Here is a 23,383-nt window from a genome sequence, read left to right as displayed (position 1 = left end):
GGGCTGCGCAGCTCTGGCTGCTGCTGGTGATCGCAGTCGCGCCCGCAGCCGCTCATCCGGTTTCCGCGGTGACGTCCGTCGAGATTGGCGAGAATATTCCGGCAGGCGTGTTCGGGGGAATAGCCTTTCGCCGGCTTCGTGGCGAGATTCACGGGCAAGTCTCGCCGGAGGAGGGGGTGGCGGGTATATCGGCGCATATGCGCGCTTCCGCGCTGCGCTATTCCGCTGCGTTCGAGCTGCTCGTGCCACAACGGGCAGCGAATGCGGACGGCATCATCGTGGAGGCCGCGAACCGCGGCATGGGGGCGCTGTCTACCCTGGCCGCCTTGCCCGCCCGCGATGCAGGAGTCGCGAACCCTGCCGCTCAGCGCGCGGATGGCGAACGGTTCCTACTCGGACAGCACCTCTCGCTTGCACTCATCCAGTGGCAGGTCGGGATCGCCTCGGGCGTACCGCCGGATGCCCAAGGCGTCGGCGAGGTGATCGTGCGCGATTTCGGTCGTTGGCTCAGCGGCCGTTTCCGCGACGGATCGACGCCAATCCCCGTCTTCCATCGCTTGATCCTTGCCGGCGTTAGCCAGAGTGCGTGGCTGGTCAACAGCGTCGTGGCCGAAGGCTTCAACGTCGATCCGGCAAACGGTCGCGGTGTTTATCAAGGGGTGTTTACGCGTAACGGCGTTGGCGTGGTACTGGCGATCAATCGTTTCGCCGCGGGCGGCGCACAATTTCCCTACGTGCCGCCCGACCTCGCGCCGCTCATGCCATCGGAGTTGCTCAGGCGGCCGCGCAGCGACCCTGTCCTGGTGGATCTCGCCGCGCTTACCGACTTTTATCGGTTGCGCGCCGGGCTTTTTGCGCGTGCGCCGGGTCCCGCGCGGCTTCATCGCTTTGCCACGATGGCGGCGCACGCGCCCGGCACGAACGCGCCGCTCGCGCAACTGTTCGGGGCGATGGGCTGCAATGGCGGACAGCCTGTCGCGCTCAACGCGGTCAGTGATGCGACGGCGGTCCGCGCGCTGCTGCTGGGGCTGGCCGACGCGATTGGCATCCGGACGGCGACGCGACACCGGCTGCCGCCCGACGCGCCGTTCATGCTCGCGCCCGCGCCGGCAAAACTCGCTGGTATCAACCGGCTCGGCAGCGCACCGCTTTGGATTCCGGCGGCCGACGTGGACGGCGTGCCCTTGGGCGGGATAGGGCTGATCGAAGCCACCGCACCCGTCGGGCGGCCCGCTCCACCGGCTTTATCGCCAGTCGGTGTCCGTTCGATCAACGACGTCTGCGGTAATTTTTCGGGATGGGAGCCTTGGTCCACGGCCGAAATCGGCGCGCGCTACGGCAGCAGGCAAACTTATCGCTCACTCGTGGCGAGGCGAGCGGACCACCTCATTCGGACAGGCTATCTGCTCGCGTCGGACAGGACCGCTGAACTCGATCGTGTCGAAAGGGCGCTGCCGCCGGACGTTCGGTGAGGGCGCACAACTGAGAGGAACAACGCCATGGAATTCGAAATCGTAACGGAAGGCCTGCAATTCCCCGAGGGCCCGATCGCGATGGCGGACGGATCGATCATATTGGTCGAGATGCGGCGCCAGACGCTGTCGCGAGTGTGGCCAGATGGCCGTATCGAGGTCGTCGCGGAGCTCGGTGGCGGACCCAACGGCGCCGCGATCGGCCCCGATGGCGCGGTATACGTCACGAACAATGGCGGGTTCTGCTGGTCCGACGAGGGAGGCTTCAGCATGCCGTCGGGCGAGGCGGATGACTATCGCACGGGGTCTATCCAGCGAGTCGATCTCGCAACCGGCGCTAGCACGACGCTCTATGAATCCTGCGAGGGCAAGCAATTACGCGGGCCGAACGATATCGTGTTCGACAAGAGCGGCGGCTTCTGGTTCACCGACCTGGGCAAGATCGGCCAGGAACAGCTCGACATCGGCCATATCCTCTACGCCAAGCCCGACGGATCATCGATCCGACGAATGCGGAGTGGACTATTTGGTCCTAACGGCATCGGGCTCTCGCCCGACGAAGCGCGCGTCTATACCGCCGAGAGCTACACGAGCCGTGTGTGGTCGTTCGCGATCGAGGCGCCGGGCGTGCTGGCCCAGGAGAAAGAACCGGGACAAGCTCCAGTCGTGCTCGGGCCGCTGCCGGGCTACCAGCCATTAGACAGCCTCGCGATAGAGGCAGACGGAAAGGTCTGCGTGGCAACGATCATGAACGGCGGCATTTCGATCTTCGATCCGGCGGGCGGTGTTGAGCACGTCGGCTTCCCCGATCCGGTTGTGACCAACATCTGTTTTGGGGGCGCGGACATGCGTGATGCTTGGATCACCGCGTCGGGCACCGGCAAGCTGTTCAAATGCCGCTGGCCGCGACCCGGGCTGCGGCTCAACTTCAACGCCTGACGGCGGGAGCGTCAGGCCGCCGCGAGGATCATGTCGGCGGCTTTTTCGCCGATCATGATCGGCGTGCCTCCACATAGCCATACAAGCTTCGGTTTCAGCCCCCTCGCGCATGCGTCGGGGCTTTCCGGCATTCCGGATTGCCGCAGGACGTGTATCGCGCCTTGACGCCCGGCTCGCACAAGGCGCAACACCCGGCATGATCCGTCCGACATCATGGAAAATCCACCAGATCGCCGGTACAGGCAGCGCCGCGGGGCTTGCTGCCCTCGTCCTGTGGCCGATCTATGCCGTGTGGCCCGAAATCGCCGCGCTGCCCTTCATCATATTGCTGGCCGTGGCCGCGGCATGCGGCTGTGCGATGCTGTGGATAACCGTCCAGGACCTGGGACGACGGCCCGCGCGGGGAAACCGGCTGCGGCCGATCCGCACCTTCGACATCATTCTAGGGCTGGTTCTGGCTACCCCCAGCCTGATCGAGCTGCGCGCGGTCGTGCCTGGCAGCCTCGCCCAACTCGGATTGTAGATAGCAGGCCGGTCAGCCCGCTGGCGTTCGCTCGGCCTGCGATACCGCATCCGCCGCGCGTAGCGCCGCGACAATCTTCATCAGATGCTGGACGTCATGCACTTCGATCGTGACGTCATAGGTGTGGAAGGCGGCGTCGCGGTGCGAGAGGGAAAGATTGACGATGTTCGCCTGGTGCGCGCCCAATATGCCTGACATGATTCCAAGCGCACCCGGCTCGTTCCTGACGATAACGGTAAGCTTCGCAGTGCCGCCATCGGAGCCGTCTCCCCAGGCAAGATCGACCCAATCGGCGTCCTGGTTCTCGACCAGCTTGCGGCAGTCGATGGTATGGACCTCGACCGGCTCGTCCGGCCGGCGGATGCCGATGATCCGGTCGCCCGGCACCGGATTGCAGCAAGCGGCGAGCTGGAACGCGACACCCGGCGTGAGTCCCTTCATCGAGATCGCCTCGCTCTGCGCGCCTTCCTTGCGCTTGACACCCGCTTTTTCGGCGCTCCCGGGCATCAGCGCATCCATCACCGTGGCGTCATCGACCAGCTTGCGGGCGATCGCCTCCATCAGCGCATCCTCGTCCGGCAGCTTGAGGCGCTTGAGCGCTTCGGGCTGCGCTTCCGGCCCCAGCTGGGCGGGGATGCGCTTGACGATCTCGTCGTAGAACTTGCGGCCGAGCGCGATCGTTTCCTCGCGCTCCTTCTGCCGTACCGACCGGCGGATCGAAGAGCGCGCCTTGCCGGTGAAGGCGAAGGTCAGCCATTCGACCTGCGGCTCCTGCGCCTTCGAGCGCAATATCTGGACCTGATCGCCATTCTCGATCGGTGTCCTGAGCGGCACCACCCGGCCATTGACCTTCGCGCCAACTGTCGTGTCGCCGACATCGGTATGGACGGCATAGGCGAAGTCGATCGCGGTCGATCCCTTGGGCAGCTGGATCAGCTCGCCGGTCGGGCTGAAGGCGAAGATGCGATCCTGGTACATCGCCATCTTGGTGTGCTCGAGCAGCTCCTCGGGATTGTCGGCGTGCTCCAGAATGTCGACGAGGTCGCGGATCCAGCTATGGCTGCTGGCTTCGCGCGAAGGCTTGCCCTGTTTGTAGGCCCAGTGGGCTGCGAGACCATATTCGGCCTGGGCGTGCATTTCGCGGGTACGGATCTGCACCTCGATCCGCATCTTCTCCGAGTGGATCACGGAGGTGTGGAGCGACCGATAGCCATTGCGCTTGGGGGTGGAGACATAGTCCTTGAACCGGCCGGGAACCATGGGCCAGCGTCGGTGCAGAACACCCAGCGCCTTATAGCAGTCATCGATGTCGTCGACGACCACGCGGAATGCCATCACGTCGGACAGCTGCTCGAAGCTGATGTGCCGCTCGGCCATCTTCTTCCAGATCGAATAAGGATGCTTTTCCCGGCCCTGGATCTCGGCCTGGATACCGGCCCGGCTCAATTGCAACCGCACTCCCGAACTGATGCGCGAGATAATATCGCCGCCACCTTCATGCAGCTGATGAAGCCGCTTGGTGATAGAGGCATAGGCATCCGGCTCGAGTTGCTGGAACGCCAGCGTCTGCATCTCGCGCATGAACTCGTACATGCCGATGCGCTCGGCGAGGGGGGCGTAGATGTCCATCGTCTCGCGGGCGATGCGCCGCCGCTTCACTTCGGAGCCGATGTGATGAAGCGTCCGCATATTGTGCAGCCGATCGGCCAGCTTGACCAGCAGCACGCGGATATCGCTCGACATGGCGAGCAGGAATTTCCGCAGATTCTCCGCCGCGCGTTCATTCTCGGTCTGGGCTTCGATCTTTGATAGCTTGGTCACGCCATCGACAAGCCGCGCCACCGACGGGCCGAAGCTCTTCTCGATCTGCTCTGCGGTCGCGACCGTATCCTCGATGGTGTCGTGGAGGATGGCGGTTGCGATCGTCTCGTCGTCGAGCTGGAGGTCGGTCAGGATGCCGGCAACCTCGATCGGGTGGCTGAAATAGGGATCGCCGCTGGCACGCTTCTGGCTGCCATGCGCCTGCATCGAAAAGACATAGGCGCGATTCAGCAACGCCTCGTCGGCGTCCGGGTCGTAGGCCAGCACCCGATCCACAAGTTCATATTGTCTTAGCACATGCTTATGTGGGGGTGGCGCCGCTGTGGATGCAACAAGCAAATGTCGGCACTGGCTGGGTTTATGCCAAAAGCCGGACGCCGCGTTCCCCAAAAGCAACACCGGCCCGCCTCCCGGGAGGCGAGCCGGCATGTCTGTCAAACGCTAAGCGAAGATCGCGAGATCTCGCCCGCCAAGGTTTACTCGTAGTCGCCGCCGATATTCTGGTTGCGCGGCGGAGCGGCGGCGGTGAGGCGAAGCGCCTCGGCCGAAGCCGCCAGCGAGCCGATCTCATCGGGCGCATCATCGTCGTCGACGCGGACGCGCTGCAGCGACGAGACGAGCGCCTCGTGCAACTCGTCGGGAATGACGGTCTCATCGGCGATCTCGCGCAACGCGACCACCGGATTTTTGTCGCGATCGCGATCGATCGTCAGTTCGGCGCCACCCGAGATCTGGCGAGCGCGCTGGGCGGCCATCAGAACAAGGTCGAACCGGTTAGAAATCTTGTCGACGCAATCCTCGACCGTGACGCGCGCCATAAAACGCTCCGCTATAGCTGAATTCGGAAAGAGGGCGCGGCTAACAGGGCTATGCGAAAATGTAAAGGAAAATGGAGGCTCGCTCGATGACGGGGATGCCACACCCGACCGTCCCGTCCATTTCGCCGATAAAGCTCACGCGGCCGCCTTGTACGCCCAGAAGAGACCGCACGGCGGTATATTCCACCATTCCAGATCGCGGTCGATGCGGTCGAACAGCGGTTCGAGCAATTTCAGCACATAGGGCGAATATTGATAGATGAGGAAAGCGCCGCCTGGCTCGAGAACGCGGTGGGTCGCATCCGCGATCGCAGCACCGACGCCTTGGGGCAATGTCGAGAAGGGGAGGCCCGAGAGCACATAATCGGCCTTGTCGAAGCCATGCGCGGCGACGATCTCGTTGACGTCCTCGGCGGAGCCGTGAACCGCAACGAAGCGGGTGTCGGCGAATTTGCGGTGCAGGAAATCGACGAATACAGGGTTGGTGTCGATGACGAGCAAGGTGGCATCGGGGGCGAGCCGTTCGAGGATGGTGCCGCAGAAGGTGCCCACGCCCGGCCCATATTCGACGAACAGCTTCGTATTTGCCCAGTCCACCCGAGACAGCATCGATTCGATCGTGCGCTTCGACGACGGGATGACCGATCCGATCATCACGGGGTGGCGGAGGAACTCGCGGAAGAACAACGCCAGAGGGTTGGTCGCGGTGGATGCCGAGCGGGCCTTCACGCCGCTTCCCAGCGCCTGTTCGGCCGAAAACTCACCCATGATGTTCCTGTCGGCTTTTGATCTTGCTCCGCCCCCGTCGCAAATGATGCCGGCAAAGGCAAGCACCACCCGTTTCGGATACGGCAGGGAGATGATCAACCGCCCGAACCGCGCAGGGTTGCGCGGCGGCCCAAAAAAAAGGCCGACCCCATGAGGGCCGGCCGTAAAGTTTTAGGAGAGGATGCCTGAAAGGCCTGTCCTTATTGCGGTGCGGCATCGATTGTCGCAAATGCTTAGACTGCTGACTAAGTTGCAAAAAATGCAACCTTGAAACCACGATATAGATAGAGTTAAAGGGCGCATGGCTCGCGCCCCTTACGACTTGCCCCGTTTTGCGTTGCAACGAGCCGCGCGTTCTGATGGGATGCTGACATGCGTAGATTGCCTCCCCTTACCGCCATCGAAGCGTTCGTGCAGGTGGCGCGGCTGGGGTCGGTGAAGGCTGCGGCCGAGGAATTGGCGCTGTCTTCACCTGCGCTCAGCCGACGCGTGCAGGCGCTGGAACGATTCATGGGCCGCAGCCTGTTCGAACGCCGGCACCAGGCAATGATGCTGTCATCGGACGGAGAGATGTTGTTGTCCCGCATCGCTCCCGCGCTCGATGCGCTGACCCTCGCCATCGACGCCACGTCGGGAGACACCGAACTCGTTCGGCTGCGGCTCGGCGTCATGCCGCTCTTCGCGTCGCAGCGACTGATGGGCCGCCTTCCGGAACTGCGCCAGCGCCACCCTGAACTCCACATCGATATCGATACCGGCAGTCATGCTCTGGCGCGACTCGGCGAGGGGGTCGACGCTGCGATCGTGCTCGCGCGCGACATCGACTCGAGCCTCTATTCGCGGCGGATCGACCGCGACACGACCGTGGCCATCGTCAGCCGGTCGCTGACCGGCGGTCGCTTTCCGGTGAACCGGTTCGACGATATCGCCCGCCTGACGATCTTCCTGCACAGGGACATGTCAGAGTTGTTCAATATCTGGCGGGAAGCGCTGGGCCGCCCGGACGTGGAACCTGCTGCCGTCGACCTATTCGATTCGGGCCAGCTCATGCTGGATGCCGCCGCGCAGGGGCTCGGAGTCGCCTTCATGCTGCAGAGCCACCTCGACGATGCGCACGATGACAGGCTGACCAGCCTGTTCGACTACAGCATCGACAGCCCCTACGGCTATTGGTTTGCGTGCCGCCGTCCGGCGCTCACGACCCGCGCGGTACGAATCTTCCACGACTGGCTGTTCAGCACGGTGTCGACGCAGTGACCCATGGCCAGGGGACTTATGGCCATGGCGTAGAGCATGATCGTTGGAGGTGGAAGCGTGTCGCGCTTCCGCCGAAAGCATGAATCATGCTCTGTCAATGGTTTAGACCTTGATTCACGGATCAGGCTGATCCAGCCTGATCCGATCAAGGTCTAGGAAAGATCGTCCCGATCGCAGATCGAGATGATCCCTGGTCCGTCATGCGTCGGCGGCGATCTTCGCCTTGACGATCTTGCCGGGTTCGCGCGGCGGCTCGCCCTTCGGCAGCGCGTCGACATGTTCCATGCCCGACTCGACGATGCCCCACACGGTGTACTGGCCATCGAGGAAGCGCGCGTCGTCGAAGCAGATGAAGAACTGGCTGTTGGCGCTGTTCGGGCTGGCGCTGCGCGCCATCGAGCAGACGCCGCGAACGTGCGGTTCGCGGTTGAATTCGGCTTTCAGGTTGGGCTTGTCCGAGCCGCCCATGCCGGTGCCGGTCGGATCGCCGCCCTGCGCCATGAAGCCGGGGATGACGCGGTGGAACACAACCCCGTCGTAGAAGCCCTCGCGAACGAGTCCCTTGATGTGGTCGACATGGCCGGGAGCCAGGTCGGGGCGCAGGTTGATGACGACATCGCCGCCCTCCAGCGTCATGATGAGCGTGTTTTCGGGATCGGCGGCCATCATATTCTCCTTCTCGACGAGCGAATCTCGCGCCGTCCCTATCGAGAGATGCCCGGCGAGGCGAGTGCTGATTGCAGCCGCGCAACTCCATCGCGTAAAGCGCTTCCACCGCGCCGCACCAGCTTATACAGCGTCCTGGAAGGGTTACGCGGAGCGGCATGAGCAAGATCGACAGCGACGCAATGCCGGCCGGCCGGCCCTCGGCGGCTGGCCGGGCTCATGCCGGCGCGGCGGAGGAGGACCGGGCGCTCGTCCCGATCGCCCCGCTGCCGAAGGCTATAGCGACGATTATCATGATCGGCGCGACCATCCTGGTTGCGCTGGATCAAACGATCGCCACGGTTGCGCTCCCCCATATGCAGGCTGCGCTTGGGGCCACGCCCGAGAGCATAAACTGGGTGCTCACCTCCTACATCGTCGCGACGGCGATCGGCGCTCCGATGACGGCGTGGCTGGCCGGCCGGTTCGGGCGCCGCCGCATGTTCGGCGCATGCGTCCTGGGGTTCACGCTGGCCTCGATGCTGTGCGGCGTCGCGATCACTCTGCCGATGATGGTGGCGGCGCGGCTCGCCCAAGGGTTTTTCGGCGCCTTTCTGATACCGATGGCCCAGGCCTTCCTCTACGATATGAATCCGCCATCAAGGCAGGTGCGCGCCATCACGATGTGGGGGTTCGCCACGATGGTGGCCCCGATCCTAGGGCCGGTGATCGGCGGCTGGCTTACCGACACCTTCAACTGGCGCTGGGTATTTTTCCTGAACGTGCCGATCGGGGTGGCTGCGCTGGTCGGCACGTTCATAGCCCTCCCCGATTTTCCGTCCGCGCGGCGGACGTTCGATCATATTGGCTTTGCGATGATCGTCATCGCTCTGTGCGGTCTCCAGCTCGCGCTCGATCGCGGCACGCAGCAGGATTGGTTCGAATCGCCCGAGATCCTGATCGAGTTCGGCGTCAGCATATCCGCCTTCTGGATGCTGATCTTTCATTTGCGCAAGGCGCCGAGCCCGATCATCTCGGTCGGCCTGTTTGCCAATCGCACCTTCACCAGCGCCATCGTCGTCAGCGCCATAGTCATGCCGATCATCATCGCAGCAAATGCGCTGCTGCCATCGCTGCTGGTGACCTTGCTCGGCTACCCCGTCTATCTCGCCGGCGTCGCCCTGATTCCCCGCGGAATTGCCGTCGCGGTGGCGATCCTGATCGGAGGGCAGATGATGCGGCGGATGGACGGACGCTACCAGCTCGCCATCGGCATGCTGCTGGTGATCGCCTCGCTGGCGGTTCAGACGGGGTTTACCGTGCAGATGGATTCCTCGGCGGTCCTCTGGTCAGGCGTGCTGCAGGGCTTGGGAATGGGCCTGATGATGATGGTGCTCAACTTCGCGGTCGTCGCCAGCGTTCCTGCGGCGTTGCGAACCGAGGCGGCCGCACTGTCCGCGCTGTTCCGCAATGTCGGCACATCATTGACCATCGCGCTGTTCACCGCGCTGCTGGCGCGCAATGTCCAGATCAATCACGCCGAGATCGGGGCGCTGCTGGGATCGAATGGGACGCCGCTCGCCATGCTGAAGACGCTTGGCGGCGTGAACTTAGCAGAGAAAGCTGCCACCATCGCCAATGCCGAGGTTACGCGGCAGGCGATGATGGTGGCTTACATCAACGATTTCTGGGCGATGATGTGGACGGTGGTCTGCCTGCTGCCCGTTCTGCTGCTGATGAAGCCGATAGTGGCGAAGGGCGCAAAGGCGGAGCCTGCCGGCTTCGAGTGATCGGCTGAGATATTGGACCGCACAATAGCGCCCCCGGGCATTGCCCGCCGCGGATTCTCCTCCTAGAGCCAGCCCAGTACCCGGCCCGAAGCGCGGAGGACGGCATGAGCGAAACCGACATTGAGTCCGCCGATCCCGCGCCGGCGGAGGCGCTTCACGATGCTGACGACCGGCTGAAATCGAGCTTCGTCGATGCCGTGATCGCGTGCGTGGAGGAAGGCGATGCCGAAGGCGCGCGTGCGCTTGTCAGGCCGCTTCACCCCGCCGATATCGCCGACCTGTTCGAACTGGCGCCCCAGGATATGCGCCAGCCGATCGCAGCCGCGATCGCCGAGCTGCTCGATGGCGACGTCCTGTCCGAGATGAACGAGTGGGTCCGCGAAGAGCTGATCGAGGCGCTGGCGCCGCATGAGGTCGCGGAGATCGCCACCCAGCTCGAAACCGACGACGCGGTCGCGATCATCGAGGAGCTCGAGGAGGAGGATCAGCGCGCGGTGCTGCGCGCGATGGAGCCCGACGATCGCGCCGCGATCGAAGAGGCGCTGTCCTATCCGGAGGAATCGGCAGGCCGGCTGATGCAGCGCGATCTGATCGCGGTGCCCGAACATTGGTCGGTCGGCGACGTGCTCGATTATCTGCGCCGCAACGAGGATCTCACCACCGACTTCTGGGAAATATTCGTTGTCGATGCGGCGCATCATCCGATCGGCACCTGCAAGCTGAGCTGGGTGATGCGCACGCCGCGCAAGATCCTGATCAGCGATGTGATGCAGCGCGAGCAGACGTTGATCCCGGTCGATATGGACCAGGAGGAAGTCGCGCTGCGCTTCCAGAAATATGCGCTGATCTCGGCGGCCGTGGTCGATCCGGCTGGTCGGCTGGTGGGCATGATCACTGTCGATGATGTGGTGCACATCATTCAGGAAGAGGCCGGCGAAGATATCCTCAAGCTGTCGGGCGCCGGCGATGGCGACATCAACGAGCCCGTGTTCGAGACAGTGAAGGTGCGGCTGTCCTGGCTGGTGGTGAATCTGGGCACGGCCATCATAGCGGCATCGGTGGTCGGCCTGTTCCAGGGCACGATCTCGCGCCTGGTGGTGCTCGCCGTCCTGATGCCGATCGTGTCTGGCATGGGTGGCAATGCCGGAACGCAGACCATGGCGGTGGCGGTGCGCGCGCTGGCCCTGAACCAGCTCACCTCGTCGAATACGCAACGCATGATCTTTCGGGAGCTGCGTATCGCGGTCATGAACGGGCTGTGCCTTGGCGCCATGATCGGACTTGCCGTCGGCTTGCTCTACGGCAATCGCGACCTCGGCATCGTCATCTGCCTGGCGATGGTGATCAACAACATCACAGCAGGCCTGGCCGGAATCCTGGTGCCGGTGGGCCTGGACAAAGCCGGCGCCGATCCGGCGGTGTCTTCCGCCGTATTCGTCACGACTGCAACCGACGTCATGGGCTTCTTCTCGTTCCTCGGCCTGGCGGCCTTGTGGGGATTGCACGGTTGATCCGTTTGGGGGCGATGCCGATATTGCCGGGATGAGCGAACTTCATCTGACCAAGATCGCCTTTGGTTGCGACAGTTTCGATGTGCTGCGGGCGCGTCTGGCGGACCGGATCGAGCGCGGCGAGAACATCCTGTTGTCGACCCGCTACCGGCCGAAGCGGGCCGAAGAGCTTGTGGGCGGATCGCTGTTCTGGATATCGCAGCATCGCTTCGGCCTGCGTCAGCCGCTGCTCGGTTTCGAGGAAATCGAGGGCGGCCGCTGCGGGATCGTCCTGGCGCCGACGTTGATCGAGGTGGAACCGCGCCCGCGCCGCGCGCATCAGGGCTGGCGCTACATCACCGCCGCGGACATACCCCGCGACCTGGCGGCGGGCGACGATGCGGGCACCCGCATTCCGGCGGGCTTGCACGCCGAGCTGGCGACGCTCGGCCTTATCTGACCCCGTCGCCGCAGATAATATCGCCTGAACCGACCTTGTTCTTCGTGCAGCTCGGCCGACCGGCGATCATGATGTTGCCGGAGCCCACGACATTCGCTCTGGCAACCTTGGTCGGGCCCACCGCGATATCGCCGGACCCCGTGACCGACGCATTGAGCAGGCCGACGGTGAGCGCTCCCGCGCGCAGGTCGCCCGACCCCTGAACGGACGTCTCGGCACGGCCGGTGCGGCCGTTGATGCTCAGCTCGCCCGATCCGGCGACGACCGCCTTCAACCGGCTGGTTTCGAGCCGCGCGATCGACAGGTTGCCCGATCCGGTCAGGGCGGCCATGAAGTCGCTGCCTCGGATCATGTCGACATTCATTTCGCCTGATCCGGCCAGCGTGGCGGCGTCGAGCATCGGCACGCCGATGTCGATAGACACCGTCTCGCTCTTGCCCCATCCCATATTGCGCCAGTTCCAGCTTTTCTCGGTGGAGATGACCAGCATATCGCCGCGCGATTCGACGGTCAGCTTGTCGATCTGCGCCTGTGGCCCGCGCGCGGTGACCGATGGCTTGGTGCCCGTGTGGACGCGAACCGTATAAGGGCCTTCCACGCGGAGCTTCGAGAAGCCCGGTACCGGAAAGGGGCGTGTGGCGGCGGCCGCTGGACAGGCGGCGGTGACGAGGGACAGGGCGGCGAGGCTGGCGATCGATAAGCGCATGGCGGTTCTTTCCATACTGTATTGCTAATATAATACGGAAGAGGAGCTTCGATCGCAAGCGCTTGCCGCCAAAACGAAAAAGGCGGCCCCGAAGGACCGCCCCTTGCGCGCTTCCGGCAGGCCGGAAAGCTTATTTGTTGTGGATCGCCGCTGCCTTGCGGAGGATGTCCAGGATCTTCTCCTGTGCGGAGGGCTCATCGACAGCTTCCATCGCGGCGAGTTCGCGGGCGAGGCGGCTGGTCGCCGCTTCGAAGATCTGGCGCTCGGAATAGCTCTGCTCGGGCTGGTCGTCGGCCCGGAACAGGTCGCGCACCACTTCGGAGATCGACACCAGGTCGCCGGAGTTGATCTTCGCTTCATATTCCTGGGCACGGCGCGACCACATGGTGCGCTTGACCTTGGGCTTGCCCTTGAGCGTGGTGAGGGCCTCGCCCATCGTCACGCTCGACGACAGCTTGCGCATGCCGACGGCTTCCGCCTTGTTGGTCGGAACGCGCAGCGTCATGCGCTCTTTCTCGAAGCGCAGCACGTAGAGTTCGAGCTTGGCTCCGGCAATTTCCTGGCTTTGCAGTTCGACCACGCGGCCGACACCATGTTTGGGGTAAACGACATAATCGCCGACGACGAAGCTCAGCGCCTTGGCAGCCATTTAGCAGACCTTTCGTTGGGATGCCGTACAGGTCCGCCAGACTCGCCTTCCCCGCGGCGGCCGACGGCGATCCTGACACAGCGGATCACAGGTTCCTTGTTGCGGGCGCGGTTGGATCGCGCCCGAGTACGAATCCTGTAACACATTTATATGCGAAAAGCCAGCATCTTGGGCATTTCGCCAACGCGGAGTGCGATTTCAGGCGATTTATCTCGCCATAATATGGGCGTCAGTCGCCCTGGCCGGGCTCCGGCGAGAAATATTTGTCATATTTGCCTTCGAGGCCCTTGAACTCGTCGGCGTCGGCGGGAGCTTCGCGCTTGCGTGTAATGTTCGGCCATTGCGCCGAGAATGAGGTGTTGATTTCGAGCCACTGTTCCAGCCCCGATTCGGTATCAGGAAGGATCGCTTCGGCGGGGCACTCGGGTTCGCAGACGCCACAGTCGATGCACTCGCTCGGGTTGATGACGAGCATATTGTCGCCCTCATAGAAGCAGTCGACCGGGCAAACCTCCACACAGTCCATATACTTGCAGCGTATGCAGGCATCGGTGACGACGTAGGTCATTGCTACTCCCTTGGGCCGAACACCTTAGTGGGAGCGCATTGCGCTTCGGCCACTAACGTCGATCAGCCTTGCAAAAATATCGCGATCGATCCCAGGCTGCTCGATGCGGCGGGATCGAAGTCGTGATGAACGGGTCTCCGTTAGGTTGCAGCCGTCCCCTCGTCAACAGGCGGCGGCGACAGATCGGTGTAGCACAGGCGCGCCTCCGGAGCGGGGCCGCGCCGCGCGGGCAGCGCTTCGATGCGGATCACCCGCACCCGGCCGTGCAGCGGAAAGCTCAACACATTGCCTGCCGCCACCATGGCATGCGGGCGATCGACCACCCGTCCGTCGATCCGCAGATGGCCCGCCGCCACGATCTCCTGGGCCAGCCGCCGCGTCTTGGTCAACCGCGCGAACCAGAGGAACTTATCGAGCCGCATTTCCAGTGCCGCCATTGGGATAGAGGTCGGCCAGCGCACCGAAGGCATTGCCCGGCCGGCGCCCATTCTCCTTGCGCGGCTCGCGCTTGCCCTTCCACACCCAGGCTTCCGGCTGGCCGGGCGGCGTCGCGCGAAAGCCCAGGGCCAGCATCAGTTGCGCGAAGCTCGCATGGCGCAGCCCGAGCGACGTGGCGAGGCCGGGATCGGGCGTGAACGGCGCCCGGCCGGAGCGGGAGTCGTGCGCGATCCGCGCCAGCCGCTCGACCAGGTCGACGCGGAGCATCTGCGCCCCCAGTGCGCGATAGCCGGCGCGCACCATCGCCTCGCAGGCGGCTGCCTCGGCCGGCGTGGCCATGGAGACTGCGCCGGGCACGGGCAATTCAGGCATCACCTGGTCTTCGGCGGCTGCGAACAGGGCGATCCGCCAGCGTGTCGGCTCGGGCTTCAGCAAGGTTGGGGAATGGACGTCGAGCGTACCGATCTTGACGTCGAGCCGCTCGGCCCGCGACCGGCCGTCGCGATCGAGATGCTCGATTGCCGACGCCACGGCCGTGCGGGAGATGATCCCCCCCGCTTCGGCCAGCGGCGATAGGAGCGCGCGAAGCGATGCTGGGCAGGCGGGATCGCGCGCCGCCTCGAAATAGCGGGAGAGCGCTTTCAATTCCCGCTGGATGCGGCTTTCGAGCCATGCCGCGAGCCGCTGTTCCACGCCCGCGCGATCGGCGGCTGCCAGCGGGTCGAGCGCGCGGTGCAGCCGGATGCGCGGGGTCAACAGCGTGCGGCCCTTCTCCAGCCGTGCCACCACGTCGCCCCGCCAGAAGATCGCCACCGGCCTGCCGATATCGGTGGCCAGGCTGAACTGGCTGTCATGGTCGGCGGCGAGCTGCCGCGCGCGCGATGCGAGCTCGACGCCGAGACGGCGTTCCGCCGCCGCCATCAGCCGTTTCATGTCGCCATGGCGGGCGAGGTGATCGGCCTTGAAGCGGAAGCCGATCAGCCGGCCGATCGGTTCGCCATCGACGGTGACGGTGCCTTCGTCGTCGACCTTGACCGGCAGCATGAGTTCGCCGCCCTTCGCCCCCAGATCGCGCATCAGCACCGACGTCCGCCGGTCGACGAAACGCTGGGTCAGTCGCTGGTGCAGCGCGTCGGACAGCTTTTCCTCGAGCGTGCGAGTCCGCTCCGCCCAGGTTTCGGCATCGGCGAGCCAGCCGACGCGGTGCGCGATATAGGCCCAGGTGCGGACCCCGGCGATGCGATCGGCCAATGTCTCGACGTCCCCCTGCACGCTGTCCAGGCGGGCGAGCTCGTCGGCGAACCAGGCCACCGGCAGATGTCCATCGCCTTCGCTGAGATGGCGGAAGACGCGCGCGACCAGCCGGCTGTGGGGTTCGGGGCCCGTCTTGCGGAAGTCGGGCAGGCCGCACGCCGCCCATAGCCGGGCGATCATCGCCTGGCCGCATGCCCGCTCCCGCACCCAATCTTCCTCGGCGAGCCGCTTGAGCACGGCCAGGTCGATCGCCTGTGGCGCAGCGCGCAGCACCTGCCGGTCGGGGCGCCGCTCGAGGTCGGTGATCAGCGCATCCAGGCTGGCGAGTGAAGGCTGGCCCTCGCGCCAGTAGAGATGGTCGATCGGCGGGAAGACATGCGCTTCGATGGCGTCGACTTCCTCATCCTCGAAGCGCGCGTTGCTGTTGCCTTCGAGCGCGAGCGTGCCGAAGGTGCCGTCGCGCTGGTGGCGGCCGGCGCGGCCGGCGATCTGCGCCATTTCCGAGATGGTCAGCCGTCGCGCCCGTCGCCCGTCGAACTTGCGCAGCGAGGCGAAGGCGACATGCGCGACGTCCATGTTCAGCCCCATGCCGATCGCATCGGTCGCCACCAGATAATCGACTTCGCCAGCCTGGAACATCGCGACCTGCGCGTTCCGGGTGCGTGGGCTCAGCGCACCCATGACGACGGCGGCGCCGCCACGCAGGCGACGCAGCATCTCGGCGACGGCGTAGACCTCCTCCGCCGAGAAGGCGACGATCGCGGAGCGTGGCGGCAGCCGCGACAGCTTGGTCGCGCCGGCATAGCTGAGCGTCGAGAAGCGCGGCCGGCCGATGATCTCGGCCTTCGGAACCAGCGCGCGGACCATCGGGCGCAGCGCTTCGGATCCGAGGATCATCGTCTCCTCGCGGCCGCGCGCGCGCAGCAGCCGATCGGTGAAGACATGGCCGCGCTCGGGATCGGTGGCGAGTTGCGCCTCATCGAGCGCGACGAACGCGAATTCGCGATCCAGCGGCATCGATTCCGCGGTCGTCAGATAATATTGCGCATGCGGCGGAAGCAGCTTCTCCTCGCCGGTGATCAACGCCACCCGATCCTTTCCCTTGATCGCAACGACCCGGTCATAGACCTCGCGCGCCAGCAATCGCAGCGGGAAGCCTATCATGCCGCTCGAATGGCCGCACATCCGCTCGATCGCGAGATGGGTCTTGCCGGTGTTGGTCGGCCCCAGCACGGCGACAACCGGCTGCGTGGCGAAGTTGGACATGAAGGCAAGATTGGCAGCCGATGATACGAACGCAAGCTCGAAACGGCCGCGACTCGACTCATGGGTATAAAAGACTCGACTCGTCGCATAACGCCACGCAGGCGCGCGGCATTAGTTTGACATTAACCATGACGAGGCAGACTGATCCTGCCTAATGCGAAAATGTCTCGCCAGGGCAAATAGATAAGCGTTTTTTGAGAAGGGGCGGGGGCTTTGTTCCAAAGCAGCGGCCAGGGATTCCCAACGGAGGGCTATGCTTCGGGCGGCGGGCGCGCGCTGACACTTGTCACGCCCGGGCGCCTGCAGGGCATCGGCCGCCTCATCGACGGGCCGATCGACCGGCTGGCCGGCGCGGATCTGGTCGTCGACCTCGGCGCGCGCATCGGCTCGCGCGAATGGTATCGCGGCCTATTCACCTGTCTCGGCCTGTGCACTGCCGCCGGGATGATGACGCCGACGTTCAAACCGATCCGCTTTGCCGCGGAAGCGCCGATGAGCGCCGGCCAGTACGAGCAAGCTCGCGCATATTCGATCGCGCCGCTCGGTCTCGGCGCCGATACCGGCCGCCGACTGGCCGCCACCAGCGCGGTCGAGCCGCTCACCGATACGCCGGAACGGCCGCGGGTCGACCTCTCGGCGACCATCGGCCAGGGCGACGGCTTCGGCCGGGTGCTCGAGCGGGCGGGCGTCTCGCGTGAAGAGGCCAGGACCGTCTCGACGCTGGTGTCCGATGCGGTATCGCTGGACGATATCAAGGCGGGGACCCGGATCGATCTCGTGCTCGGCCGCCGCGCGGTCAAGACCGATCCGCGCCCGCTTGAAATGCTCGGCTTTCGCGCCCGCTTCGACCTGAAGCTCGCGCTCGAGCGGATCGATGGGCAGCTCCGTCTCAAGCGCATTCCGATCGCGGTCGACAACACGCCGCTGCGCATCCAGGGCCGGGTCGGCTCGAGCCTTTATCAATCGGCCCGCGCCGCCGGCGTGCCCGGCGATGCTATCGAGGCCTTCATCAAGGCGGTGTCGCAGAAGCTGTCGCTGCGCGGCATCGGCTCGGACGCACGCTTCGACGCCATCATCGAGCATGCCCGCGCCGAGACCGGCGAGGTCAAGATCGGCAGCCTGCTGTTCGCCGGCATCACCGAGGGCCGCAAGAAGGTCCAAATGCTCAAGTGGAGCAGCGGCGGCCGCGATCAATGGTATGAAGCCAATGGCGTCGGTGAGACCAAGGGCGTCATGCGCCAGCCAGTGCTCGGGCACCTGACCTCGAGCTTCGGCATGCGCTTCCATCCGATCCTCGGCTTCTCGCGCATGCACCAGGGCATGGATTTCGGCGCCCCGATGGGCGCGCCGATCGTGGCGGCGACTGATGGCGTGGTCAGCTTCGCCGGCCGTCACGGCGGACATGGCAATTATGTCCGGCTCAACCATGCCGGCGGCATCTCGACCGGCTACGCCCATATGAGCCGGATCATCGCCAAGCCCGGCGAGCGGGTGCGTCAGGGCCAGTTGATCGGCTATGTCGGCTCGACCGGCCTCTCGACCGGGCCGCACCTCCATTATGAGGTGTTCCGCAATGGCCAGGCGATAAACCCCGCCTCGATGAAGTTCACCACCGTCCAACAGCTGGGCGGCCGGGACCTCGCCAATTTCAAGGCGAAGCTCAGCAACCTCCTGTCGGTGCACATCGCCAACGGGAACGGCCCGGCCAAGGCCGAAAAGAGCGCCGAGGCCAAGGGTAAGGACAAACCGAAAAGGGGCTGAGCCGATTGTCCGGCAGCCTGGTCAGGTCGCTGGTCAAGCCGCTGCGTTCTTGCGCCGCGTGACCCATCCCTTCCGCGCTGCCGCCGACCGCTGCTCGGCCGAGCCCGATTTATGCGCCTTGCCACCTCGTGAGGACGACACATGGGTGTCGGGCTTGCCGCGGCCGGAGCCCGACTTGTTGCCGCCGCCCGACTCCTTGTTCACCGTCGCCCACGCCCGGCGCTCGGCCTCCTTCTTCGGGACGCCGCGATCTTCATAGCCTTCCTCGATATGCTCGGCCTTGCGCTTCTGCTTGTTGGTATAAGCATCCTTGTCTCCGCGCGGCATGTCCGCCTCCTCTGCTGGGGTTGAGAGCGTAAACGCCTCAGGAGAGGGTGATATCCCGCGCGTTGCCGCCTTCCGCTTGCTGATGTTGCCCGCTAAACCTGCAGCTTCGGCATCATAGGAGAGCGGCATGATCGATGAGCAAGGGATCTTCCTCGGTGCCAGCCCCAGCCCTGCGGGGCCCCAGCCGCAGCATCTCAATCTCCGCCGCGCCAACCGCCACGGGCTCATCGCTGGCGCTACCGGCACCGGCAAGACCGTCACCTTGCAGGGTATCGCGGAGAATTTCTCCGCCGCCGGCGTTTCGGTGTTTCTTGCCGACGTGAAGGGCGATCTCGCGGGGATCGCGATGGCAGGGTCGCCGACCGCGAAAAATTCCGACAAGCTGGTCGCGCGCGCGGCCGAGATCGGGCTGCAAAATTTCACATGGGGCGACAATCCGGCGGTGTTCTGGGATCTCTATGGCGAGCAGGGCCATCCGATCCGCACCACCGTCTCGGAAATGGGGCCGCTGCTGCTCGCCCGGCTCATGAACCTCAACGAAGTCCAGGAAGGCGTGCTCAACGTCGCCTTTCGCTATGCCGACGAGGAAGGGCTGCTGCTGCTCGATCTTGGCGATCTCCAGGCGATGCTGGCACATTGCGCCGAAAATGCGGACGCGCTCTCGGCGCGCTATGGCAATGTCACCAAGGCCAGCGTCGGTTCGATCCAGCGCCAGCTGCTCCAACTCGACAGCCAGGGTGGCGCGCATTTCTTCGGCGAACCGGCGCTCGACATTCATGACTTTCTCGGGCTCGACGATCAGGGCCGCGGCTATGTCAATATCCTGGCCGCCGACAAGCTGATGCAGAGCCCGAAGCTTTATGCGACCTTCCTGCTCTGGTTGCTGAGCGAGCTGTTCGAGACGCTTCCCGAGGTCGGCGATCCGGACAAGCCGAAGCTCGTCTTCTTCTTCGACGAGGCGCACCTGCTGTTCGAGGATGCGCCCAAGGCGCTGACCGACAAGATCGAGCAGGTCGTCAGGCTGATCCGCTCGAAAGGCGTCGGCGTCTATTTCATCACGCAGAACCCCATCGACGTGCCCGAGGACGTCGCCGCCCAGCTCGGCAACCGCGTCCAGCACGCGCTGCGCGCCTTCACGCCGCGCGATCAGAAGGCGATCGAGGCCGCCGCACAGACCTTCCGGATCAATCCCGACCTCGACGTCGCCAAGGCGATCATCGAACTCAAGGTCGGCGAGGCGCTGGTGTCGGTGCTGCAGGAGGATGGATCGCCCAGCATCGTCCAGCGCACCCTGATCGCGCCGCCGCGCTCGCGGCTGGGGCCGCTGGACGCGAAGGAACGCGCTGTCATCCAGTCGATCTCCCCGGTTGCCGGTAAATATGACGAGGGCATCAACCGGGAGTCGGCGCAGGAAATCCTGGCGGCGCGGGGCAGTGCGGCGGCGGCCGCCGCGCAGGCTGCCAAGGCGCAGGCGGAATCCGACAAGGCTGCGGCGGTCCAGGCGAAGGTGGAAGCGAAGCAGCAGGAACAGGCGCTGAAGGAGCAGGCACGGCTGGACGCCATTGCCGCGCGCGAAGCGGCGAAGCCTTCGGGGGTGGATCGCGCCATCCAGTCGGCGACGCGTGCGGCGGCGTCGTCGGTAGGGCGCCAGGTCGCCAACGAACTCGGCCGCGCGGTGTTTGGCGGCAGCCGGCGGGGATCGAGCGGCATTGCCGGCCAGCTGGTGCGGGGGATTCTCGGTGGCCTGTTCAAATAGACCGCTGCATTTGTTCTGCCACGGAACAGATGCTTTGAATATTATCCCCATAGTGTCAAATCGCAGGGTGCGCTAAGCGGACCACCTTCATTTAAAGCGAGGCGGCGATGACGGCGATGATCGACAAGGCGGGGCTGAAGGTTGCGGAGGTGCTCGTCCGCTTCATCGAGGACAAGGCTCTGCCCGGTACCGGCCTGTCGCCGGATGCATTCTGGGCCGGCATGGCGGACATCTACGCCCGCTTCTCGCCGGAAAATCGCGCCCTGCTCGCGCAGCGCGATGCGATCCAGCAAAAGATCGACGCCTGGCATGTCGAGCAGGCCGGAAAGCCGATCGACATGGCCGCCTACAAGGCATTCCTGACGGGGATCGGCTATCTCGTCCCGGAACCCGCTCCCTTCTCTGTCGGATCGGCCAATGTCGATGCCGAGGTCGCGACCACTGCCGGCCCGCAGCTGGTCGTGCCGATCCTCAACGCGCGTTTCCTGCTCAATGCGGCGAATGCGCGCTGGGGCAGCCTCTATGATGCGCTGTACGGCACCGACGCCATTCCCGGCGCGGCGGCCGGCAAGGGCTATGACGTGGCACGCGGAGCACAGGTGATCGCCTGGGCGAAATCCTTCCTCGACAAGACGGTGCCGCTCGCATCAGGCAGCTGGACCAGCTGGCAGGGCGGCGAGCCGCAGCTGGCCGATCCTTCGCAGCTGGTCGGCCGCGCGGGTGACAATCTGCTGTTCAAGCATAACGGCCTGCACATCGAATTGGTGATCGATCGAAGCCACATGATCGGCAAGGACGACCCAGCCGGTATCGCCGACATGGTGCTCGAATCGGCGTTGACGACGATCTGCGACCTCGAGGATTCGGTCGCGGCGGTCGACGCCGAGGACAAGGTCGCGGCCTATGCCAACTGGCTCGGCCTGATGAAGGGCGATCTCGAGGCCAGCTTCGACAAGGGCGGCAAGACCGTCACCCGGAGCCTCGACGCAGACCGCAGCTACACCGCGCCCGATGGCTCTACCTTGACGCTGCCAGGCCGCAGCCTGTTGTTCGTCCGCAATGTCGGCCACCTGATGACGACGCCCGCGGTGCAGCTCGCCGACGGTAGCGAGGCGCCCGAGGGGATTCTCGATGCGATCGTCACCGTCATGATCGCCATGCACGACCTCAAGGGCACCGGGCAGTTCCGCAACAGTGCGGCCGGCTCGGTCTATATCGTCAAGCCGAAGATGCATGGACCCGACGAAGCGGCGCTCACCAACCGCCTGTTCGACGCGGTCGAGGATATGCTCGGTCTGGCGCGCCACACGATAAAGGTCGGGGTGATGGACGAGGAGCGCCGCACCTCGGCGAATCTCGCCGCCTGCATTCATGCGGTGAAGGACCGCATCATGTTCATCAACACCGGCTTCCTCGACCGCACCGGCGACGAGATGCACACGTCGATGCGGGCCGGCCCGATGATCCGCAAGGGCGACATGAAGACCAGCGACTGGATCGCGGCCTATGAGGACCGCAACGTCCAGATCGGCCTCGCCTGCGGGCTTTCGGGCAAGGCGCAGATCGGCAAGGGCATGTGGGCCGCACCCGATAAGATGGGCGACATGCTGGCCCAGAAGATCGGCCATCCGAAGACCGGTGCCAACACCGCCTGGGTACCATCTCCGACCGCGGCGACCTTGCACGCGACCCATTATCATGAGGTCGACGTGTTCGCACGCCAGGCGGAACGAAAAGCCGAGCCGGCCGCCAGCCTCGACCGGTTGCTGACCATCCCCGTCGCGCGGGGCCAGAACTGGACGCCGGACGACATCCGCGCCGAACTCGACAACAATGCCCAGGGTATCCTCGGCTATGTGGTACGCTGGATCGACCAGGGCGTCGGCTGTTCGAAGGTGCCCGACATCCATGATGTCGGCCTGATGGAGGATCGCGCGACGCTCCGCATCTCGGCGCAGCATATGGCGAACTGGCTGCTGCACGGCGTCTGTTCGGGCGCCGAGGCGGACGCTGCGCTCAAGCGCATGGCGGTGAAGGTCGACGCGCAGAATGCGGGCGATCCGCTCTACCGGCCGATGGGCGGCAACGAGGATGTAAGCCTGGCCTTCCAGGCTGCCCGCGCGCTGGTGTTCGAGGGTGTCGAGCAGCCCAACGGCTATACCGAGCCGCTGCTGCATCGCTTTCGGCGTCGGGTGAAGGGCGAATAAGCGCAGCGCCCTGCGGCGCGCGACTTATTTGACGAACAGGCTGGCCACAGACTGCTCGGCGACGCTCGCCATGCCGTCGCGGTTCGCGTCGGCCAGGTCGAACAGTTCCAGCGGCCGGGCTTCAGCCTCGTTCAGGCTTATCCGGCCGTTTGCGTCGACATCACTGCGATCGAACCAGCTGCGGCCGATATGGGTGAGTCCGCGGCCTTGGTCGGGCATCGCCTCCTGCCGCTCGCGATATCGCTCGAACTCCTCAGGGCCGATCGCGCCGTCATGGTTGAGGTCCATTTCGGCGAATTGCTGTTTGACGGTGGCGAGGACCTCGCTGCGCGAGATCGGGCGCTCGCCGAGCTGGAGGCCCGCCTGCACCGGTGCGGCAGCCGCGATCGCGATCACGGCGAATATCGTCCTGTTCATCGGTCGATCCCATTGCCAAAGCCCATCGCTATGCCGAAACAGCTGACGATG

Annotated in this window: 21 protein-coding genes; 10 read left to right on the top strand and 11 right to left on the bottom strand. The window is 64.9% G+C overall.

Annotated features, from left to right (window positions below; all coding sequences use genetic code 11):
- Positions 1–197: 197 nt before the first annotated feature.
- From AC1DPF_RS15430 to AC1DPF_RS15420, 3 genes are all read left to right on the top strand, one after another.
- Positions 198–1,472: an alpha/beta hydrolase domain-containing protein gene (locus tag AC1DPF_RS15430; RefSeq protein WP_477872603.1), complete on the top strand. Its 1,275-nt coding sequence runs from the start codon at positions 198–200 to the stop codon at positions 1,470–1,472.
- A 27-nt stretch (positions 1,473–1,499) separates the two neighbouring features.
- Positions 1,500–2,411: an SMP-30/gluconolactonase/LRE family protein gene (locus AC1DPF_RS15425; RefSeq protein ID WP_477962235.1), complete on the top strand. Its 912-nt coding sequence runs from the start codon at positions 1,500–1,502 to the stop codon at positions 2,409–2,411.
- 196 nt (positions 2,412–2,607) lie between these two features.
- Positions 2,608–2,934 carry a hypothetical protein gene (locus AC1DPF_RS15420; RefSeq protein ID WP_477962233.1) on the top strand — a complete coding sequence of 109 codons (327 nt, stop codon included), beginning with the start codon at positions 2,608–2,610 and terminating at the stop codon, positions 2,932–2,934.
- A 12-nt stretch (positions 2,935–2,946) separates the two neighbouring features.
- Here AC1DPF_RS15420 and AC1DPF_RS15415 read toward each other — a convergent pair whose 3' ends face one another.
- The 3 genes from AC1DPF_RS15415 to AC1DPF_RS15405 form a co-directional block, all read right to left on the bottom strand.
- Positions 2,947–5,052, bottom strand: a complete 2,106-nt coding sequence (locus AC1DPF_RS15415; RefSeq protein ID WP_477872609.1) for a RelA/SpoT family protein — start codon at positions 5,050–5,052, stop codon at positions 2,947–2,949.
- 179 nt (positions 5,053–5,231) lie between these two features.
- Positions 5,232–5,573 carry a DNA-directed RNA polymerase subunit omega gene (rpoZ, locus tag AC1DPF_RS15410; protein WP_477872611.1) on the bottom strand — a complete coding sequence of 114 codons (342 nt, stop codon included), beginning with the start codon at positions 5,571–5,573 and terminating at the stop codon, positions 5,232–5,234.
- A gap of 135 nt (positions 5,574–5,708) precedes the next feature.
- Positions 5,709–6,341, bottom strand: a complete 633-nt coding sequence (locus AC1DPF_RS15405) for a class I SAM-dependent methyltransferase (RefSeq protein ID WP_477962231.1) — start codon at positions 6,339–6,341, stop codon at positions 5,709–5,711.
- A 372-nt stretch (positions 6,342–6,713) separates the two neighbouring features.
- On the opposite strand from AC1DPF_RS15405, the gene AC1DPF_RS15400 reads away from it, so the two are divergent.
- Positions 6,714–7,598: a LysR substrate-binding domain-containing protein gene (locus tag AC1DPF_RS15400; protein ID WP_477872615.1), complete on the top strand. Its 885-nt coding sequence runs from the start codon at positions 6,714–6,716 to the stop codon at positions 7,596–7,598.
- A gap of 198 nt (positions 7,599–7,796) precedes the next feature.
- On the opposite strand, the gene AC1DPF_RS15395 is transcribed toward AC1DPF_RS15400, so the two are convergent.
- The gene (locus AC1DPF_RS15395; protein WP_477872617.1) at positions 7,797–8,264 is read right to left on the bottom strand and encodes a peptidylprolyl isomerase; all 468 of its coding nucleotides are present in this window, start codon (positions 8,262–8,264) and stop codon (positions 7,797–7,799) included.
- 158 nt (positions 8,265–8,422) lie between these two features.
- On the opposite strand from AC1DPF_RS15395, the gene AC1DPF_RS15390 reads away from it, so the two are divergent.
- The 3 genes from AC1DPF_RS15390 to AC1DPF_RS15380 all read left to right on the top strand — a co-directional run bounded on the left by AC1DPF_RS15390 (position 8,423) and on the right by AC1DPF_RS15380 (position 11,983).
- Complete coding sequence (locus tag AC1DPF_RS15390) at positions 8,423–10,033, top strand: DHA2 family efflux MFS transporter permease subunit (protein ID WP_477872619.1); 1,611 nt, start codon at positions 8,423–8,425, stop codon at positions 10,031–10,033.
- A 104-nt stretch (positions 10,034–10,137) separates the two neighbouring features.
- Positions 10,138–11,544: a magnesium transporter gene (mgtE, locus tag AC1DPF_RS15385; protein ID WP_477872621.1), complete on the top strand. Its 1,407-nt coding sequence runs from the start codon at positions 10,138–10,140 to the stop codon at positions 11,542–11,544.
- 31 nt (positions 11,545–11,575) lie between these two features.
- Positions 11,576–11,983: a DUF1489 domain-containing protein gene (locus AC1DPF_RS15380; RefSeq protein ID WP_477872623.1), complete on the top strand. Its 408-nt coding sequence runs from the start codon at positions 11,576–11,578 to the stop codon at positions 11,981–11,983.
- On the opposite strand, the gene AC1DPF_RS15375 is transcribed toward AC1DPF_RS15380, so the two are convergent.
- The 5 genes from AC1DPF_RS15375 to AC1DPF_RS15355 form a co-directional block, all read right to left on the bottom strand.
- A complete protein-coding gene (locus AC1DPF_RS15375) occupies positions 11,976–12,689 on the bottom strand; it encodes a head GIN domain-containing protein (protein WP_477962229.1) in 714 nt (237 codons plus the stop codon). The genes AC1DPF_RS15380 and AC1DPF_RS15375 overlap by 8 nt on opposite strands.
- 130 nt (positions 12,690–12,819) lie before the next feature.
- Complete coding sequence (locus AC1DPF_RS15370; RefSeq protein ID WP_340314861.1) at positions 12,820–13,338, bottom strand: CarD family transcriptional regulator; 519 nt, start codon at positions 13,336–13,338, stop codon at positions 12,820–12,822.
- Between the two features lie 229 nt (positions 13,339–13,567).
- The gene (fdxA, locus tag AC1DPF_RS15365) at positions 13,568–13,906 is read right to left on the bottom strand and encodes a ferredoxin FdxA (protein ID WP_477872627.1); all 339 of its coding nucleotides are present in this window, start codon (positions 13,904–13,906) and stop codon (positions 13,568–13,570) included.
- A gap of 140 nt (positions 13,907–14,046) precedes the next feature.
- Complete coding sequence (locus tag AC1DPF_RS15360) at positions 14,047–14,343, bottom strand: RNA-binding S4 domain-containing protein (RefSeq protein ID WP_477962227.1); 297 nt, start codon at positions 14,341–14,343, stop codon at positions 14,047–14,049.
- Positions 14,315–16,864 carry a helicase-related protein gene (locus tag AC1DPF_RS15355; protein WP_477872631.1) on the bottom strand — a complete coding sequence of 850 codons (2,550 nt, stop codon included), beginning with the start codon at positions 16,862–16,864 and terminating at the stop codon, positions 14,315–14,317. The genes AC1DPF_RS15360 and AC1DPF_RS15355 overlap by 29 nt, the downstream gene beginning before the upstream one ends.
- Positions 16,865–17,077: 213 nt before the next feature.
- Between AC1DPF_RS15355 and AC1DPF_RS15350 the strand changes: the two genes are divergently transcribed.
- The gene (locus AC1DPF_RS15350) at positions 17,078–18,625 is read left to right on the top strand and encodes a peptidoglycan DD-metalloendopeptidase family protein (RefSeq protein ID WP_477962225.1); all 1,548 of its coding nucleotides are present in this window, start codon (positions 17,078–17,080) and stop codon (positions 18,623–18,625) included.
- 33 nt (positions 18,626–18,658) lie between these two features.
- On the opposite strand, the gene AC1DPF_RS15345 is transcribed toward AC1DPF_RS15350, so the two are convergent.
- Entirely contained in the window at positions 18,659–18,952 is a 294-nt protein-coding gene (locus AC1DPF_RS15345) for a plasmid stabilization protein (protein ID WP_477872635.1), read from the bottom strand.
- Positions 18,953–19,079: 127 nt separating this feature from the next.
- Here AC1DPF_RS15345 and AC1DPF_RS15340 point away from each other — a divergent pair, with 127 nt between their 5' ends.
- A complete protein-coding gene (locus tag AC1DPF_RS15340) occupies positions 19,080–20,708 on the top strand; it encodes a helicase HerA-like domain-containing protein (protein WP_477962223.1) in 1,629 nt (542 codons plus the stop codon).
- A 116-nt stretch (positions 20,709–20,824) separates the two neighbouring features.
- The gene (locus AC1DPF_RS15335) at positions 20,825–22,915 is read left to right on the top strand and encodes a malate synthase G (RefSeq protein ID WP_477962243.1); all 2,091 of its coding nucleotides are present in this window, start codon (positions 20,825–20,827) and stop codon (positions 22,913–22,915) included.
- Between the two features lie 24 nt (positions 22,916–22,939).
- On the opposite strand, the gene AC1DPF_RS15330 is transcribed toward AC1DPF_RS15335, so the two are convergent.
- Positions 22,940–23,332, bottom strand: a complete 393-nt coding sequence (locus AC1DPF_RS15330; RefSeq protein ID WP_477872639.1) for an EF-hand domain-containing protein — start codon at positions 23,330–23,332, stop codon at positions 22,940–22,942.
- Positions 23,333–23,383 lie beyond the last annotated feature (51 nt).

This window comes from Rhizorhabdus sp. P4_G6 (genome assembly GCF_056401045.1).
The sequence above is the reverse complement of the archived record's forward strand: the minus strand, read 5'-3'. Positions and strand labels throughout refer to the sequence as shown.

Excerpts from the sequence above, each read along its gene's own strand:
- AC1DPF_RS15345 (WP_477872635.1), bottom strand. The coding sequence starts at position 18,952 with ATGCCGCGCGGAGACAAGGATGCTTATACCAACAAGCAGAAGCGCAAG.
- AC1DPF_RS15340 (WP_477962223.1), top strand. The coding sequence starts at position 19,080 with ATGATCGATGAGCAAGGGATCTTCCTCGGTGCCAGCCCCAGCCCTGCG.
- AC1DPF_RS15390 (WP_477872619.1), top strand. The coding sequence starts at position 8,423 with ATGAGCAAGATCGACAGCGACGCAATGCCGGCCGGCCGGCCCTCGGCG.
- fdxA (WP_477872627.1), bottom strand. The coding sequence starts at position 13,906 with ATGACCTACGTCGTCACCGATGCCTGCATACGCTGCAAGTATATGGAC.
- AC1DPF_RS15370 (WP_340314861.1), bottom strand. The coding sequence starts at position 13,338 with ATGGCTGCCAAGGCGCTGAGCTTCGTCGTCGGCGATTATGTCGTTTAC.
- AC1DPF_RS15395 (WP_477872617.1), bottom strand. The coding sequence starts at position 8,264 with ATGGCCGCCGATCCCGAAAACACGCTCATCATGACGCTGGAGGGCGGC.
- AC1DPF_RS15360 (WP_477962227.1), bottom strand. The coding sequence starts at position 14,343 with ATGGCGGCACTGGAAATGCGGCTCGATAAGTTCCTCTGGTTCGCGCGG.
- AC1DPF_RS15400 (WP_477872615.1), top strand. The coding sequence starts at position 6,714 with ATGCGTAGATTGCCTCCCCTTACCGCCATCGAAGCGTTCGTGCAGGTG.
- AC1DPF_RS15425 (WP_477962235.1), top strand. The coding sequence starts at position 1,500 with ATGGAATTCGAAATCGTAACGGAAGGCCTGCAATTCCCCGAGGGCCCG.
- AC1DPF_RS15335 (WP_477962243.1), top strand. The coding sequence starts at position 20,825 with ATGATCGACAAGGCGGGGCTGAAGGTTGCGGAGGTGCTCGTCCGCTTC.
- AC1DPF_RS15355 (WP_477872631.1), bottom strand. The coding sequence starts at position 16,864 with ATGTCCAACTTCGCCACGCAGCCGGTTGTCGCCGTGCTGGGGCCGACC.
- AC1DPF_RS15380 (WP_477872623.1), top strand. The coding sequence starts at position 11,576 with ATGAGCGAACTTCATCTGACCAAGATCGCCTTTGGTTGCGACAGTTTC.
- AC1DPF_RS15375 (WP_477962229.1), bottom strand. The coding sequence starts at position 12,689 with ATGCGCTTATCGATCGCCAGCCTCGCCGCCCTGTCCCTCGTCACCGCC.
- AC1DPF_RS15405 (WP_477962231.1), bottom strand. The coding sequence starts at position 6,341 with ATGGGTGAGTTTTCGGCCGAACAGGCGCTGGGAAGCGGCGTGAAGGCC.
- AC1DPF_RS15430 (WP_477872603.1), top strand. The coding sequence starts at position 198 with ATGCGCGCTTCCGCGCTGCGCTATTCCGCTGCGTTCGAGCTGCTCGTG.
- rpoZ (WP_477872611.1), bottom strand. The coding sequence starts at position 5,573 with ATGGCGCGCGTCACGGTCGAGGATTGCGTCGACAAGATTTCTAACCGG.
- mgtE (WP_477872621.1), top strand. The coding sequence starts at position 10,138 with ATGAGCGAAACCGACATTGAGTCCGCCGATCCCGCGCCGGCGGAGGCG.
- AC1DPF_RS15420 (WP_477962233.1), top strand. The coding sequence starts at position 2,608 with ATGATCCGTCCGACATCATGGAAAATCCACCAGATCGCCGGTACAGGC.
- AC1DPF_RS15330 (WP_477872639.1), bottom strand. The coding sequence starts at position 23,332 with ATGAACAGGACGATATTCGCCGTGATCGCGATCGCGGCTGCCGCACCG.